This is a genomic window from Thalassomonas actiniarum, from assembly GCF_000948975.2.
Classification (GTDB): domain Bacteria; phylum Pseudomonadota; class Gammaproteobacteria; order Enterobacterales; family Alteromonadaceae; genus Thalassomonas; species Thalassomonas actiniarum.
Window position 1 is genome coordinate 4,176,070 of the sequence record NZ_CP059735.1, and the last position, 16,348, is coordinate 4,192,417.

At 44.1% G+C, this 16,348-nt stretch carries 16 protein-coding genes; 7 read left to right on the plus strand and 9 right to left on the minus strand.

Annotation, left to right across the window (positions count from 1 at the left end; translation table 11 throughout):
• The first annotated feature begins 34 nt into the window (after nucleotides 1-34).
• Both SG35_RS18125 and SG35_RS18130 read left to right on the plus strand, forming a co-directional pair.
• Nucleotides 35-580, plus strand: a complete 546-nt coding sequence (locus SG35_RS18125; protein WP_044836039.1) for a type VI secretion system amidase effector protein Tae4 — start codon at nucleotides 35-37, stop codon at nucleotides 578-580.
• Nucleotides 580-822, plus strand: a complete 243-nt coding sequence (locus SG35_RS18130) for a hypothetical protein (RefSeq protein WP_044836038.1) — start codon at nucleotides 580-582, stop codon at nucleotides 820-822. The genes SG35_RS18125 and SG35_RS18130 overlap by 1 nt, the downstream gene beginning before the upstream one ends.
• A gap of 690 nt (nucleotides 823-1,512) precedes the next feature.
• Here SG35_RS18130 and SG35_RS18135 read toward each other — a convergent pair.
• The 3 genes from SG35_RS18135 to SG35_RS18145 all read right to left on the minus strand — a co-directional run bounded on the left by SG35_RS18135 (nucleotide 1,513) and on the right by SG35_RS18145 (nucleotide 5,645).
• Entirely contained in the window at nucleotides 1,513-2,847 is a 1,335-nt protein-coding gene (locus SG35_RS18135; protein WP_044836037.1) for a phosphatidylinositol-specific phospholipase C domain-containing protein, read from the minus strand.
• 505 nt (nucleotides 2,848-3,352) lie between these two features.
• Nucleotides 3,353-4,087 carry a hypothetical protein gene (locus tag SG35_RS18140; RefSeq protein ID WP_044836036.1) on the minus strand — a complete coding sequence of 245 codons (735 nt, stop codon included), beginning with the start codon at nucleotides 4,085-4,087 and terminating at the stop codon, nucleotides 3,353-3,355.
• Nucleotides 4,088-4,247: 160 nt separating this feature from the next.
• Nucleotides 4,248-5,645, minus strand: a complete 1,398-nt coding sequence (locus tag SG35_RS18145; RefSeq protein ID WP_053043453.1) for a flavin monoamine oxidase family protein — start codon at nucleotides 5,643-5,645, stop codon at nucleotides 4,248-4,250.
• Nucleotides 5,646-5,814: 169 nt separating this feature from the next.
• Here SG35_RS18145 and SG35_RS18150 point away from each other — a divergent pair, with 169 nt between their 5' ends.
• On the plus strand, nucleotides 5,815-6,522 hold the full coding sequence (locus SG35_RS18150; RefSeq protein WP_044836035.1) for a response regulator transcription factor: 708 nt from the start codon (nucleotides 5,815-5,817) through the stop codon (nucleotides 6,520-6,522).
• Between the two features lie 9 nt (nucleotides 6,523-6,531).
• On the plus strand, nucleotides 6,532-7,821 hold the full coding sequence (locus SG35_RS18155) for an ATP-binding protein (protein WP_044836034.1): 1,290 nt from the start codon (nucleotides 6,532-6,534) through the stop codon (nucleotides 7,819-7,821).
• A 72-nt stretch (nucleotides 7,822-7,893) separates the two neighbouring features.
• Here SG35_RS18155 and SG35_RS18160 read toward each other — a convergent pair whose 3' ends face one another.
• The 5 genes from SG35_RS18160 to SG35_RS18180 form a co-directional block, all read right to left on the minus strand.
• On the minus strand, nucleotides 7,894-8,232 hold the full coding sequence (locus SG35_RS18160; RefSeq protein WP_044836033.1) for a TehB family protein: 339 nt from the start codon (nucleotides 8,230-8,232) through the stop codon (nucleotides 7,894-7,896).
• Nucleotides 8,233-8,393: 161 nt separating this feature from the next.
• Nucleotides 8,394-8,906: an RDD family protein gene (locus tag SG35_RS18165; protein WP_084693015.1), complete on the minus strand. Its 513-nt coding sequence runs from the start codon at nucleotides 8,904-8,906 to the stop codon at nucleotides 8,394-8,396.
• Nucleotides 8,907-8,987: 81 nt separating this feature from the next.
• Entirely contained in the window at nucleotides 8,988-9,308 is a 321-nt protein-coding gene (locus SG35_RS18170) for a YdbL family probable chaperone protein (protein WP_044836032.1), read from the minus strand.
• Nucleotides 9,309-9,316: 8 nt separating this feature from the next.
• Nucleotides 9,317-9,499: a YnbE family lipoprotein gene (locus SG35_RS18175; protein WP_044836031.1), complete on the minus strand. Its 183-nt coding sequence runs from the start codon at nucleotides 9,497-9,499 to the stop codon at nucleotides 9,317-9,319.
• A gap of 63 nt (nucleotides 9,500-9,562) precedes the next feature.
• On the minus strand, nucleotides 9,563-11,971 hold the full coding sequence (locus SG35_RS18180) for an intermembrane phospholipid transport protein YdbH family protein (RefSeq protein WP_044836030.1): 2,409 nt from the start codon (nucleotides 11,969-11,971) through the stop codon (nucleotides 9,563-9,565).
• 335 nt (nucleotides 11,972-12,306) lie between these two features.
• Between SG35_RS18180 and SG35_RS18185 the strand changes: the two genes are divergently transcribed.
• Complete coding sequence (locus SG35_RS18185) at nucleotides 12,307-13,416, plus strand: energy transducer TonB (protein ID WP_053043452.1); 1,110 nt, start codon at nucleotides 12,307-12,309, stop codon at nucleotides 13,414-13,416.
• Nucleotides 13,417-13,494: 78 nt separating this feature from the next.
• Here SG35_RS18185 and SG35_RS18190 read toward each other — a convergent pair whose 3' ends face one another.
• Complete coding sequence (locus tag SG35_RS18190) at nucleotides 13,495-13,986, minus strand: hypothetical protein (RefSeq protein WP_053043451.1); 492 nt, start codon at nucleotides 13,984-13,986, stop codon at nucleotides 13,495-13,497.
• A gap of 276 nt (nucleotides 13,987-14,262) precedes the next feature.
• On the opposite strand from SG35_RS18190, the gene ccoN reads away from it, so the two are divergent.
• Nucleotides 14,263-15,702, plus strand: coding sequence for a cytochrome-c oxidase, cbb3-type subunit I (ccoN, locus tag SG35_RS18195; RefSeq protein WP_044836029.1), 1,440 nt, complete (start codon nucleotides 14,263-14,265; stop codon nucleotides 15,700-15,702).
• The gene (gene ccoO, locus SG35_RS18200) at nucleotides 15,699-16,343 is read left to right on the plus strand and encodes a cytochrome-c oxidase, cbb3-type subunit II (protein WP_044836028.1); all 645 of its coding nucleotides are present in this window, start codon (nucleotides 15,699-15,701) and stop codon (nucleotides 16,341-16,343) included. Before ccoN ends, ccoO begins: the two co-directional genes overlap by 4 nt.
• The last annotated feature ends 5 nt before the right edge of the window (nucleotides 16,344-16,348 follow it).

The following is a 16,348-nucleotide window of genomic DNA, read 5'->3' on the forward strand; positions in this document are numbered from 1 at the left end:
GCAACATAAACACAGGAATTATGGAGAATATACTGTGCTCACATTCAACAAGCTATGGGAATGCCATCCAACCATTACTAATGAAGATAATCCTTGTACAACAAACGGAGAAAAGAACTTTGCTAACCAGTGCGCTATTAGAGTTGGTGTGGCATTAGCAAAGTGTGGTGTTAGCACCTCAAATATACCGGGTGCGACACACTGCTGGCATGGGCATGATAAATCTCAGGGTCATGTAATACGAGCTGAGGAGTTGGCTAATGGTCTTAATAAGTTTCCTATTGCAGGTGTACAGAAGGCTATAAAAGTAAAGCCTGATGAATTTGCCGATAGATTGTTTGGAAAGAAGGGAATAATTTTTTTCAAAGATTATTGGCAAAGAACGAGCAATGGTCGTAAGGAGAGCTTTAGAAATAGAAGTGGTGATCATATCGATTTATGGAATGGACGGCGCACAACTAGTATTTCATCATGGGCGAGAATATATTTGCGGTTTGGTGATTTTGGGCTCCACTCTATATCTGATGAATGGTCAGACTATGAAGACTCCAAGCAAGTATGGTTTTGGAGGATCATGTAATGAAATATCTCACAGCACTTATTATGGGCTGTATATTTGTTATTGCATTAACTGTTTTCATTACCCCCTATGCAAATGATATGTACATGATATTTTATGAGCTTAGTTCCGGGCCAGATACCGAAACTATGTTACTCAATAAGCTAATTTTTATTCATATACCAATCTATTTCATATTAGGTTTTATAGCTGGTATATTTTTACATAAAAAATGCTTGGCAAACAAAACCAGCGGACGCTAAAAGCGCACCGCAGTTCTATCAACCAATTTCCCTTGCAGCAGGCGGTTACTAAGCCCTCTTATCAACAACCAAGCTTCATATTTTTAGTGTAGGGTAAGATGCCGTTGCATTATAGTCGCAGTCATGGCATCAACTTCTTGTTGGCCACCATTGACCACGAGCACATAGGGGATGTCAAGTATTTCAGCTAAATATCTAAGCTGCTCGCTTGTATTACTGGGTAGGTTATAAGGCAAATTATCTTATCCATTGAAATTCCCTTTATATATGAGCGATATCCCTATATCTGACGCTTATATTTTAGCAAATCCTCCTATTAGTCAAACTGGTTTTGTACAAATACCAGACAATAACGCAAGTATGAACACCCAGACCTTGGTAAATATGAAAAGCTGTCATAGGCATAATTCAATTTTTGCCTGACCGGCTTTACTCGCATAAAACTTACAATGGGAAGTAAAGTTGACCATATATGTCCATGTTTGTTCTTCTAGGCTATTTCTCAAACGGCCGGAGTGTTTTCGATTGAAGCAAAAATAACAGACACTCATACAAAGGAAATTCGTATGGGTGTCTGTGTTTCTTTGTATTTTTATTGGGTTAAAATAAATCCCTACCGCATCTATTGCTCTCTATACAGTAACAGCGGTGGGTCAATCTTCACTTTCGGTGTGAAGTTATCTGTAATCGCTATCCTTTACCCGGAGTTGTAAGCCGGTCAAAGTAAAACCTTGTAGCAAAAGGTGTCCAGACATTATGAATACGCATTTCTGTTCTTTTTGCGTAATCTATCCATACATTGGTTTGAGTCCCTCCCGTATAACCCTTCCTGTCATTACTCTCTCTTATTGCCTCATTTGCAGCTGCCAATTCAACCTTTGAGACCGGCATAGAAAACGTATAGTCGGAGCCATATTCATTAGTACAGTTTGATATGGACGTAGCCCAGCTGCTGGTAGTATCTGTAACGGCCCAGTCACCTGCTGAGCTCTTACACAAAGCACGCTTTGTCGTTTCACAACTGAGATCTGTAAAATAGCCTAACTCCTGGTTTTCGGCATCAGCAGCTCGTATAATTGCACAATGCTGACCATCGCTGTTTGGCAGCCCATTTTTCCAGCTCCAGACGAGTTCATTAAGTCGAGTCGTTGTTACCCATGACCATTCATTACTATCAAGGCCAAACATATTGACGCCGCAATCCATTGCCTCCCTTAGCTCCTGATAACCATATACTCTACGTGGGCTTGTTCTACCTATGTTAGTATGATCCTCAACAACTCGGTACATTTGTGTATGGTCAAGGTTACACATACCTTCAGCTTCAAGGTTGCCAGTATTCTTTTCTTCCTTTTTTGGCCCTAAATTAAATACCGTATTGCGGTATGACTGATTATTGCTACTGCCAACACCTCCGCCATAAAACATGAACAGCTTTCCAGCATCCCTGATCTCATCAAGAATAAACTCATCTGCTTCAAGGCGATCATTGTCGGGATCAAACCCAGGTCTATCGAGAGGGGTATAGAGCTTGTCTGCAAAATCTGGAACAGTAGCGATTATGTCAGCCAGCCTGCCTTGTATATCGTCGTTGCCTTTTTCGATTTGAATAAGAATAGGGGTATAGTCATCATTGTTGTTTGAGGCATTAACAATTCTGGTTAGAAATCGATCAAGAAGATCATCACCGACATAGTCACACAACCCATGGCAAACTATAATTCTGTCGCCTGTTGTGGTGTACATATCTATCTCTAGCGACCTTGCGCCTAATTCCACCATCTCTGTAAAAGTATAGCGATGATTAGGGTCTATCGAGTAGCCGTAGTCTGTTGAATTATATGCATTGTGTGCTTGGAGTATGGTTGACTCTGATACGGTAGCGTAACGATTTTCTATCTTGTTTTGTTCAAGAAATGCCTCTCGCTCCCATTCGACATTGTCTAAATTTATTGCAAAAGACGTTGGGACAATCAATATTGATGATAATGTAGCGGTTAATAACTTTTTATTTCCTTTAAACATAATTAGTTCCTTGTCTATTATGTATTCGTTTAAATTTTATTATTTGTTAAGAATTAATTTCTCAACCAATAAGAATGACTTACATCATTAAAGTGTTATCCGCCCGTTATCGAGCAAGTACTTTTTAATGAATTTTCCCCGCTTTTTGCCAAAGAGCTGGTATCTCCGGTACCCGGTTTTGCAAGTCATTCTAAGCATACAAAACACAAACTGTGCCAACACAAAAAATCATTATTTTACAACAGCTAAAGATTAGCCATGAGTTGGAATCATTCAAAAATGTCCAATAGACAATAGGGATTGATGTCAAATAGACATTCTTGCTGAATTAGCAACAGAGCTGGAGATATATAGTCACCAGTTTATGGATGTCCATGCTTGCTATGCTTGCTCTTAATAGGCATATTTCAATTGCTGGCTGTCCGGCTTTTCAACCTACCTGGTCAGCCAAAGTGCAGATATTATGCAAACCCGCTCACAGGGCAATTAATGGCTTGCTATAACCTTAGTGGCACTGATTCAGATCACCATCCGCATTTGATCTGGCCGCCTGATTAAGACAGGGATCATATTTTTGATACAGGAGTTCCAACCTGGAAAGATGCAATAATTCAAGGCATTTCAAACTTTGCATTTGTCCCCCCTGACTTGCGGGAAAATTTTTAACCAACTGCTCACCGACAAGCTGCTCCAGGGCAGTATAACCATCGGCTGAGATATTGCTGCCAGCTTTTATCTTATCGCCGGCAAGGTTAAGATCTGCTTTAACCCTTTCATCATCAAAAACACTGGCCATACACATCGCCAGCGCATAGTTACCAAAGCTGACCCTTTCCCTGCTCTGCCCGGTATCAATACCGCTTTCATCATGCAAAAAAAGTGCATATCCTCCCCAGGCTAAAAGTACAAGCACAGGGCTAAGCACGCAAAAAACGGTATTAGGTCGAATCCACACCTTAACTTTATAAATGCCTTTAATTTCATTCGGCATTAACCTGTGGCACTTTTGATATAAGCGTTTGATAATACGATAAGCGTGTAAGGAAGTGATTAACCATAAACTACTAAAAACGATAGCAAAGGCGATAATGAAGATTTTAAAATCGCCACTGTTATTGAGCTGGGCTGCCGCCAGTAAAACTGAATTGAGGGTGAGAAAAATCCCGGTTCTTAACAGCAGTAAACTGTCTTCTTTATCCCACCTTTCTCTGATTAATGCATACTTTTCCCGATAATGCATACTAGGTCTCCGCTGTCGTACCCCCGCTACCTATGTATTAGTCTGCATTGGCGCTTAATTCAACTCCATGGGCCTTGGCAGATATTCCCCTGATGATATTTATTTTCAAGCAGCAGGCAGATAAAACTTACCTCCTGCTGCTCTACTCCTTAAGCAGGGGTTAGCGGCTTTGTTCAATAATACTCATCGCCGCCCGCTCCCCGGAAAGGTAAGCCCCATGTACGGTTGAGGGGTATTCACTGTGGGTGGCTTCACCGGCAAAAAACAGCTTACCGGCAACCGGCGCCGCCAGATCTTCACGCATGTCATTGGTTGCCCCTTGGGGCACATAAGAATAAGAGCCAAAGCTAAAGGGATCCCGGGACCAGCGGGTAATAATATGATCTAAAGGCTGGGGAATATCCTGCCCATAGAACTTGCGAAGCTCTGTCATGGCCAGATCAACAATTTCATCATCGCTGTACGCTTCTATTTCCGTGCCGTAGCTGCCAACATTAAAGGCCAGTAAAACCGGCTGCTGGCTAACGTTTGCCAGGTTGAGCCAGTAACTCCAATGGCCTTTAGGCTCACTTACCTGGCCGATATTCTCAACACTGTTGTCCCAGAATACTTCGGAAAAACGCAGATAAACCTTGTTCATAACCCCCATATCCAGTGCCTGGATAGCCGCTTGTTTTTCCTGTGGCAACTCAGGAGTAAAGGTAATAACGTCTTTTTTCAATACCCCAAGAGGAACGGTCACCACCACATAATCGGCGCTGAATTCTCCCTGGTTGGTGGTCACCACTAGCTGCTCTTCTTGATAATTGATGGCGTTTACATAGGTATTTAATTGAATATCCAAGTCTTGCCCTAAAGCGCTTACCAGGGCGTCATATCCTTGGGGGAAAAGAACATCCGGTCCGTCAAAAGCTTCATTGTCAAAAAGACCGGCTATGGTCACTTTATCGGCATCGGCAGCAGCTTCCTGTTCGATATTGCTATGCACCATATAATTAATTTCAGGCTCGGTTAAGTCATCCAAATCGCCGCTTTGGCGGGCTCTGTCGAGTGCATCCTGTATGGTGGCATCGCTGTTAAAGGTAGATAAAACATATGCCGTATTAACCATGGCATCGTTGGCCCGCTCCACTTTAGCATCTATTTGATTGTCTATATTACCCCGGGCATCATAAGTGACTTGGTTATCATAATCCCATTCATACAAAGGCACATTTAAGGACTGCGCCAAGCTATGCACAGGATTTCCCTGTATGCCGTGTATCCAGCTGGCGCCAAGATCAAGCGCACTGCCCCAGGAGCGGTCACTCCAGGTTCTACCGCCAATACGATCCCGCCCTTCAAGCACCTTTACCGTCAACCCGGCTTTGGCAAGCTCACTGGCCGCTTTCATGCCCGACATACCGGCACCGATCACAATGACGCTGGCCGCAGGTTCAGGGATATTACTGCTGCTGTTACCGGCATTGCTCTCCGCTTTATTACTTGAACCACAGCCTGTCAGCACAGCTAAAGAGGACATGATCAATAAGACTTTTGCCTTAAATGTTAACTTCATATTGACTCCATCAATAATTTTTTCTGTTGAAGCTAATTTACCAGCGACGGCAAATGGTTTCCGTCAGCTCAGGTAGTCAATTGTCAGCTAATGTAACCAGATAAAAAATTGCCTTTAACGCGATAGCTAAAATGTCTATGATGATGAAAAATCAAGGGTGAGGTTTATTTTGTCAGCAACAACTCAGGGGTTAGCCGCGCCGCCGGCAAGATTATTAATTGTTGAAGATGACCAGCGTATCGCTAAATTACTGATCCAGTTTTTGCGCTCTGAGCATTTTGATGTTCACTGGCTGCAAAACGGCGAAGAAGCGGTGGCGTATATCCAACAAACTCCGCCGGATTTAGTGATCCTCGATTTAATGTTGCCTAAAATGGACGGCGTCGAAGTTTGCAGCGCTGTCCGTCCCGATTTTGATAAAGGTATTTTAATGTTGACCGCCCATGAAGGGGATATTATCGAAGTCACGGCTTTAAATGCCGGCGTGGACGATTTCCTGTGTAAACCTGTACGCACCCATGTATTACTGGCGCGCCTTAATGCTTTATTTAGACGCCAGAATAAACCGCAGCAAAGCCTGGTTGAAGTGCAGGACTTAGTCATCAATCATGATAAAAGAACGCTCTGCCGTGACAACACGAATATCCCCCTGGCAGAGGCTGAATTTGAATTATTATGGCAGCTGGCGACACAGGCAGGCAGCATAGTCAAACGCGATGATTTATTTCACCTGCTACGGGGGAAAGAATATGACGGCCTTGACCGCTCAATAGATATGCGGATATCAAAATTAAGAAAAAAACTTTCCAAAGGCAATCCCAACAAGGATTATATCCGCACCATAAGACAACTCGGTTATATCCTGGTAAAAGACTAAGGCCCGACTATGCGCACCTTTGCCGTCATCTTATATTCGCTTATCGTCGGTTGTTTACTGCTTGCCAGCTATGCCACCGAATCTCTGATTGATGACTATTACCAGGAAGAGATCAGCCAAGAGTTTCGCCACTATGGCCAGCTGTTAACCTTGCTGATTGGCCGGGAGTTAAGCGGCGATCAAACACATAATCAGCACAGACTGGCCTATTGGCGCGACTACCTGGATGAAGAAGTTGAAGATATCGAACTCATCCCCCTGCCGGACGGGTCCACCAACAAACAGGCAAGTTATGTTGATTTCATCGATATCACCGAACAGACTGACCATCTGGTGGTGATCGCCCCGCTGCAGCAGCCCAAGCTAAAGCATATGGCGCTGAAATATAATTTTGTCAGCAGTTTTTCCGATGAATATATTAGCGCCTATTACCTGAGCCTGATTGCCATCTATTTTTTTCTCGCCGTGGTCATCACCCTGATTTCCTGGGCTATGTACCGGTATTTAAGACAAATATCAACCGTGACCCGATCATTGGCCGATGGTGACTTCACTTCCCGGATGCCCTCTTATCGCATTCCGGCGTTGGCAAAACTGAGCGCCGATATCAACCAGATGGCAACGGCACTCGACGATAAAACCCAGGAAAATATTATCCTCACGGGCGCTATCCATCATGAATTGAGGATCCCGATTACCCGGCTGCGCCTGGCCTTGGATATCGCATTAAATGGCGGCTCTCAACCCGAAACCCAGGAGTTACTCCAGGGCATGGATGAAGATTTAGAAGAACTCTCGGCGTTGATGGAAGAAATCCTCACCATCTCCAGGCTGAGATTAACTGCAGTGGAAATTGACAGGCAAGAAATCAACATCATTGAAATGACCCGCCAGATAGTCACACAGCTTAATAGCAGTTTGCCAAAAGCGAATATTACCGTACACGCAGCAACGGATTTTTGTTTGCTGGCAAACCCGACCTTGCTCGAGCGTGCCCTGTTTAATGTTATCAGCAACGGGGTAAAATATTGTCAAAACCGGGTCACCATCACTTTTTCTCAAGAAAAAGAACAGGTTATTTTATCGGTTGATGATGACGGTCCCGGTATCGAAGAAGATGAAAGAACGCTGATTTTAAAACCTTTTTACCGTACGGATAAAAGCCGCAACCGCGATACCGGGGGATTTGGCCTGGGACTGGCTATAGCCAATATGGTGCTCAAAGACACCCGGGGCTGGATAAGCATCACAGATAGCCCCCGGGGCGGTGCCCGGGTAAACTTACATTGGCCGATCTAAAAAATAACATAAGCCAGGTTTGTTCGCTTCTTCTGCAGTGAAAAATGAATTGAAACCGCTGATCAGGAGCTTTTATTTATTACGCTCACTGCTGTTTTGCGCAACAATATCCGAGTCTTTTTGCGCATAAAAATCCACCCTGAAACGGGTATTATCGGTTAAAAATTCCACCTTGTGCCAATATTCGGGGGGCGAGACGGCAAAGTCACCAGCCTTGATAATAATTTCCTGCTCGACTTCTCCTCGCCTGTCGGCAAAACCGTAAAACTTCAATTGCCCGCTAATAACACAAATTTTCCCGTACACCCCGGCCCGGGTATTGTGAAGGTGTAAAAACATCTTAGGGACATTATCCGAGGTCATTTCTTGGGTGGATTTATAATTAACATAATCATCTGGAATGGCTGACATCTGAGTACCCGTTAACAAAGTGCAAATTTTCACTCAAGCTTACTCTGTATGGCAGCAGGAGCAACCAAATTTTAGCCAAATCAAATTTTTTTCATTTTCAATAATAACGGAGTCCCAAAGAAGGAAAAGCTTCGCTTAATGACTTATTTTAATCCTCCACCTTAGTCATCTGCCAGACTTTCCCGGATCACCACGGTACTGGCAAGCTTATCATGCCAGCCCTGCTTTTTTTTGTCCCAGCCCACGCATAGCATGCCATAGCCAAAAGGGATAACAGACAGGAAGTACCCGAAATAACGCAGGATACATTGCCCCTTTGTCGGTTTGTTTCCGGTTTTTGCATCGACAATTTTTGCCGAAACCAGCATCTTTCCCGGGGTGGCCTGTTTGTAGAACCAAAAAGAGGCAACCGCCACCACAGGAAAAACCCAGCTGATCAGAAAATCTGCCGGTCCGGCAACAAGCTGCTCCATTTCAAAATATTCTTTGCCATACAAGACCAGCAGCAAAGGCCAGCTGATCAGTATCAGGATAACCGTGTCTACTAAAGACGCCATCACCCTGGCCCAAAAGCCGACATAGCAAATTGACGGCTTATTATCCGAAAACTTTATTTCAGCTGACGGCTCACCATTACGATCGGCATGGATATTGTTATTTATTTCACTGGTCATAATTTCACTAAATTGTTGATAAAAGCTTAACCGGGCATATGAGAGCTCAGTCCATATGCCCGTTCAAACCAAGCCCGTGGTTTATTTCTTCTTCCATTTGCCCGAGCTGGTTTTAATATAATTGCCCTTGGCGGTTTTATTGATAAACTTTTCCCCGGCCAAAGCGGCGACATCGGCAACTGAGGTTTTATTTTTCTTGGCAATGGCTTTAAAACGCGCCAGGCGCTTTTTATTTACCGACAGCATCAAGGCCTTCGCCTCGCTGTTTTCTTTAACCAGCCCCAAATAACCGTCGGCTTGTTCACCGAGATAACCTGAGCTCTTCGCGTCTTTTAAAGTTAAGGCATGGGCGGCAAAAGTCAGTAAACAGGCCAATGCGGCTGTGATTAATTTAATTTTCATGTTACCCCCTAAAATAATTCGTCATCACTGATAATTTCATCTAACTCTTTATCCACCTTAATGCGGATTTCATGTTCTATTTTTACATTCAGATTTATGGTGATCGGCTTATCCGGCACCGCCACCTCCACCGTGGGGGTACAGCCAAACAATAACAGTGCTATTGTCAGGGCCGATAATTTCATTTTCATTGCTAACTCCTTAAGGCTTTTTATTAAAGCGATATATTTAAGTTCTGGTAGACATTTTCTGTTTTACTTGTTGATTGCTTTTTCAATATTTTCACTTAACCGCTCGGTAAGTCGTAAAGTGCGTAATAACAGGAACAGGTTCTCGTCATGTTGATAATTAAAATGAACCGGCTCGACAAGATCAGGATTTTTCCCTTGAACCGACACTTTGAGCAAGGTTGAGCCGTCGGACATCATACTAACTTCACTATCCAGGTACTGATAATGTAATTCCTTAAGGGCATCCAGGGAGAATTTTAGCTGAGGTTGGCTCTTTTTTAACTCCTCTACCGCCGGGTTACCATCGACTTTGATCAGGCCTCCCCCCTGATTCAGCAATTTTCCCCGATTAATGTTCAAACCATCCGCGTTGTAGCTAAAAGGCAATTTACCATCAATAAAACCAGTCAGTTCAATACCGGGTTGCTGTTGCAAAGCGACCAGATCAGTTAACGAGATATGCTCTAAAATCAACTCCCCCGAAATATCCTGTCCGGGCGCAACCTCTAACGGCGTGATGGAAAATCCGCCATCAAGCAGTTTTCCTTTAAAGCTATTTAAGTGATACCACCAGTTATTTTTATCCCAGAAAAATGTCCCCCGGGATTGCATATCTGTGATGTTGACACCAACATTGACTTGCCCGGAGCTAAGCCCAAGCTGCCCACAACTCAACTTTGCCATTCGCCAAAAACAGGACCAACCGGCATTGATATCACTAAAAGCAATATCATCATAACTGCCAAAGCTGTTAACTAATTCTCCCGACACCTTGCCACTCAGTGCCTGTGTCTCCAACTCGAACTCATAGTTGAGTTCATTGCTAATTTGACCATCCAAGGTGAGTAACTCAGGTAGCTCCACCCTGCCAAGTAGCTCAGATAAAGGCGTGCTCTCAAGTATGGCCCGACCCTTTACGATATTATTATTAAATAGATGTTCGCTAGTTAAGCGAAGGGAGTCATCCAGTCGCCATATGCTGTCTGCACGGAAATTATCAGCCGCTTGCCATACCACATGCTCAGCCCAGATCTCCCCAAAGTTCTGCTGACTTACCTCTACCAGCTCAAAAGTTGAAGTAAAAAACAACTTGTCCCTCAGCTGGATTGTTTCGTCACTAAGCTGAATGAGCGTCGGCTTAGTCAGCGCAAAAGTTCCTTGTTGTACCTCCTGCTCTTGATGCTTGACCTCTGTCAGTAATATCTCTCCAGTCTTTATTGTCAGCTTGGTTTCTGCAGGCGAGTGGCTTATTTCACCATCCGAACTGAGCGCCACTTTCCCCAATTGTTTAATTGGCTGTTGCTGCTGATAATCAAGCTGCCAGTTAATGACCTGCTTTTGCTCTGCAATGGTAAATTCGGGCAGCTTAATGGTTATTTCACCATTTTTAAGCTGGCTGTGTAGCTGTAAATTACCGGACAGTAGCTGGTTATTGTCATCCAGGGCAACAGTACTGCCCGGATAAACAAATACCTGCTGAGGGATATTTTCCTGTAACAAACGGTCAATGTCTTGTCCAAAACCTTGTTGCTTAAGCTTGGCCTTAAGAGTTTTAACTGTATCAGCAGCGGCTTTGATCCTTAACCCGGTATCTTGACCGGTTATCACCTCTAAAGCCGCGTCACGATAATTCAGGATAAAATCTCCATCTACAACAAAACTTACCGCTTCCCCGGTTACCCCTGACAGATCCAGGCGGCTATTGCTCACTTGATTGTTTGAGGTTAAAGCCCAGCCCGCATCTGCCGGCACCAGGGTAAAGTCACTGCTAAGCTCACCGGTTATCATCAAGGGTTGGTCAAAATAGCGTTCAATCAGGGAGTTCAGCTTACCCAGATCAGCGGTTAACTCGCCAGCAACAGCCCCGGGCTCAAAATCACTTTGTAAATTTACCAAGTCTTGCTGGTCTGTCTTTAAGTTCATGCTAACTTTTGTCCCGACCGTAAAAGTTAAGTGACTATCCTCCAGCAGCAACTTATCGGCGGCCTTCTTCTGATGAGAAAATAGCTCAGTATTAAGCACTTTTATCGTAATCTCAGGTAAGGCAGATAATAATGACAGTAATTGCCTGTATAAAACTGAGCTGTCAGTTTCGGGTGATTTTTCCTTTGGTAAGAATTGAGACAGGCTGTCGAGATCCAGCAACAGTTGCCCTTTTTCTAAAATAAGCCGGCTAAGCCAGTAAGGCTTTTCTGGCGCCAGTTGCAGCTGAAAGCCCGACAAACTGAGCTGACTTTTTTCCTGCGTTAAGGCTAAATCACTGAAAGTAACAAAATCGGAGTTAATCTTGTCAATTTTCAGGGCACTAACTTCCAGCTTTAACTCACTGTGGTAGTGTTTCAGGTAATAATTAATGCTTAAGCGCACAACTTGATCAAAATTAACCGCCAACAGCACAGCCCCGACAGGAATAAGCAGGAGAAAAAACCACAACCACCATTTATTGACTGTTTTGATACCGGCGTTGATAACCTGCTCCTTTCTCGGGTTAAGCCATTAAAAAATTGAAAGATATTACTATAACAAAATAACACTCAGGGATGAAAACTTCCCCGGGGCAATTAAGCAACAAAATATTATTTACTTGCTCAGCCTACCTTGCCTAAACTGAACCTGAGCTTAACCGGCAACACTGCAATGTTATTTTCACTCAATCCATCGCTATTATTTCGCCATGTAATCAGCTGTAATACAATTAATGCGTTAACTGCTTGAGATAAATAAGTAAAAGCCTATACTGCCCCTTCAGCAATCAACAAGGATCCCTGATGTCACTGATAAAAGCTCTGTTACCCCTTTCTCTTTCGGCAATGACGCTATCTTTCCCTAGTTTTGCAAGCCTTGCAGATACAAAGCAGGTATCCGGTTCAAACCCTAGCGCTAAAGTCAAACAAATTGCCACAATTACAGATGCCGTGGCACAAAAACGGCATGAGCCCAGATATCCGGCAAAGGAAGCAAAAAGCGGACGTGAAGGTTGGACAATATTAAGTTATGTTATTGAAACCGATGGCTCTGTCAGCAATATCCTGGTGGAAGAATCATCGGGACGAAGAAGCTTTGATAAGGCGGCGATTCGGGCGGCGAAAAAATGGCGTTACCAACCCGCCATAGAAAATGGCAAGCCGGTACAACAATGCCAAAATCGCGTCAAAATAGACTTTAGTTTACAAGGAGCTAACGGCTCGGTCAGCCGGAAATTTTTTCAGCAATATAAAGATATCCAGGCACTGATAGAACAAGATGAGCTAGCCCGGGCCAAAGCAAAAATTGACCAACTTAAAACCTTTAAACAGTGGCGGCTGAGCGAAGAGATGTACTATTCTTTAGTCCGGGCAAGCTATGCCAGAAAAACCGGAGACAAACCGCAGGAGTTAGCCAGCCTGAAGCGGGCACTAGAGGCCAATAGCAAACACCTCACCCCCGAATTTCGCCTTTCGACATTACAACAAATTTATAATCTGAACCTGGAGCTGAACCGCTTGCATGACGCACTGGCAACCTATGAAAAAATAGCAAGTACAACCCGGGATAAATCCCTGCTCAAGCTCTTCAGGGAGAACCGGGATATTGTGAAAGATTTTATCGACGGCGAACAGGACATTGTCCTTAATGGCACCATAGGAGAAAGAAACACCTGGAACCATACTTTAGTCAGAAAAGCATTTTCCCTGGCTAATATCCAGGGGAGTTTAAACAAGCTCGATGTGCGCTGCGCCAATAAACGTCATGTCTTTACCGTAGAAAATAATACCAGCTGGGCAATTCCAGAAAGCTGGCAACGCTGCAGCATTTATGTTTACGGCGAGAGAAACACTCAGTTCCAGTTAATTGAGCATCCGACCCCTCAAACCTTAGCAGCTGTTGCGAAAAAATAACGATAAGCGTTACCGTCCCGGGCGCAAGGGGTTTACTCACGTAAACTTGCTCCCGGAACAAATATCTGAATTATTGTGCTATTCGTTACTGCTGGGAAAATCAATAAAAAACTGTTGCTTATTTCCTGAATGACTTTCACCGTCCGCAACTTGCCCGGCAAACTCAGCAGTAAGCCATAAGCGCCAGATCATAGAAGGCTGGGCACAGCTGCCTAACATGACTTCCGCCAGGTATTGATGTTCGCTTTGCCCGGTAAGAAACAAGGGGATCTTGCCCATAAACATATCCCGGCCTTCAAGATAACCGCTGATATTTTTTACTGACTGCTTGCCCTGATATTCAACAGTGACCTCAAAAGGCGTCTCGGTCAGCACCTTGTCGACATTAAACAGCACACGAAAGTCACCGCCGGGAGTGCGGACAACACATTCACTTTGCTGCGCCAGGCACTGTGGTTCAACATTGACGGGGCTTTTTTTATCCGCTGGCTGACAACCGGCAAGCAAACTAAAAACGAAGCTAAACATCAAGATAAAGACAGGGGAAAGAGCGGGAAAAATTTTGTACATAATAAAACCGATAACCTACTTAAAAAACTGCTTAAATACCGACTTAATTCATCTTTTCAGACATCAAGTTTAATTTTTTTGATTTAGAACATATTTTACTACATCTGCAGATGACATTTTAGCCGTAAGTGATTATGATGCGCCCGGGATTAAAAGTCATATCTGTATTCTTTATCGTTTTCGACTATAAATAATACAGATATTTGGCCGTGAGCTAAATGACTTCATAAAAATAACCCGAATTTTGTAATTCATTATCACTGCGGAAACCATAACATGAGTCAAAGTAATACGTCAGCAGTTGACTACAACATGACCGTTGTACGTCAATTTACTGTAATGACGGTAATCTGGGGATTCGTCGGAACACTCGTTGGTGTTCTAATTGCTGCACAGTTAATCTGGCCGGCATTGAACTTCGATACCCCCTGGCTTACCTATTCTCGTCTTCGTCCACTACATACCAATGCTGTTATCTTTGCATTCGGTACCAGTGCTTTGTTTGCTACTTCTTATTACGTGGTACAACGTACCTGTAAAACAACGCTTTTTGGCGGGAATTTAGCATCCTTTACCTTCTGGGGCTGGCAGGCAGTTATTGTTGCCGCAGCAATCACCTTACCCTTAGGTTATACCTCAAGTAAGGAATACGCAGAATTAGAATGGCCAATCGATATCCTGATTGCCGTGGTCTGGGTTTCTTATGCCATTGTTTTCTTTGGTACCTTAATCAAGCGTAAAACTTCGCATATTTACGTGGCTAACTGGTTCTTCGGTGGATTCATTATCACGGTTGCGGTATTACACATAGGTAACTCTATGGTGATCCCTGTGTCTATGATGAAGTCTTATTCACTTTACTCAGGCGCCATCGACGCCATGATGCAATGGTGGTACGGCCATAACGCCGTAGGTTTCCTGTTAACCGCCGGTTTCCTGGGCATGATGTATTACTTTGTACCTAAGCAGGCTGAACGTCCTGTTTATTCTTATCGTTTATCTATTGTTCACTTCTGGGCACTGGTTTCCCTGTATATCTGGGCCGGCCCTCACCACTTACACTATACCGCTTTACCTGACTGGGCTCAGTCTGTTGGTATGGTAATGTCAGTGGTCTTATTCCTGCCTTCATGGGGCGGTATGATCAACGGTATTATGACCTTATCCGGCGCCTGGCATAAACTTCGCCACGACCCGATTTTACGTTTCCTGATCGTTTCCCTGTCTTTCTACGGCATGTCTACCTTCGAAGGTCCTATGATGGCGATCAAATCAGTCAATGCTTTATCCCACTATACTGACTGGACCGTAGGTCACGTACACTCCGGTGCTCTTGGCTGGGTTGCTATGGTTTCTATCGGTGCCATGTACCACCTGATCCCTATCCTGTTCAATCAGAGCCGTATGTACAGCATCCGTTTGATCAATGTTCACTTCTGGATGCACACCGCAGGTATCGTACTTTATATCGTTGCCATGTGGATTTCCGGTGTCATGCAAGGTTTGATGTGGCGTGCGGTTAATACCGACGGTACCTTAACCTACAGCTTTGTTGAGAGCTTAACCGCTTCTTATCCTTTCTATTTCATGCGTTTCTTAGGTGGTGTCCTGGTTGTTGCCGGCTTTGTGATCATGATTTACAACATGTTTAAAACCATTAAGGCCAAAGACGGAAGTCTTGAGCGTATCGAAGTAGGTCAGGAGGCAATGGCATGAAAAATAAACATGAACCGTTAGAGAAACACGTAGGCTGGTTCTTTATTGCGACTATTGCTGCGATCAGTATCGGCGGCCTGGTAGAAATTACCCCGTTGTTTTTCCAAAAAGAAACGACAACGCCGGTTGATAACCTCAGACCTTATACCGCCCTTGAGCTTGAAGGTCGTGATATTTATATCCGTGAAGGTTGTCATACCTGTCACAGTCAGATGATACGTCCGTTCCGCGCCGAAACCGAACGTTACGGTCACTACTCAGTTGCCGGTGAGCACGTATGGGAGCATCCGTTCCTGTGGGGTTCAAAGCGTACCGGTCCTGATCTTGCCCGTGTTGGCGGTCGTTATTCTGATGACTGGCACCGCGTTCACCTGATTGACCCGCGCGCCGTAGTGCCGGAGTCAAACATGCCATCATTTAAGTGGCTGGAAGAAGATCTCCTGGACGGTGAGTTAACAGGCAAGAAAATGGAAACCTTTAATCTGCTAACCAAAAACCGTGGCCATAAAAACGAGCAAGGCGAATATATTCCTTTGTACTCGGCAGAAGATATCGCCGGTGCCAAGAAAGCCGTAGCCGGTAAGAAAGAAATGGACGCCTTGATTGCTTATTTGCAATCCCTCGGTCATGCACTGAAGTAATGACC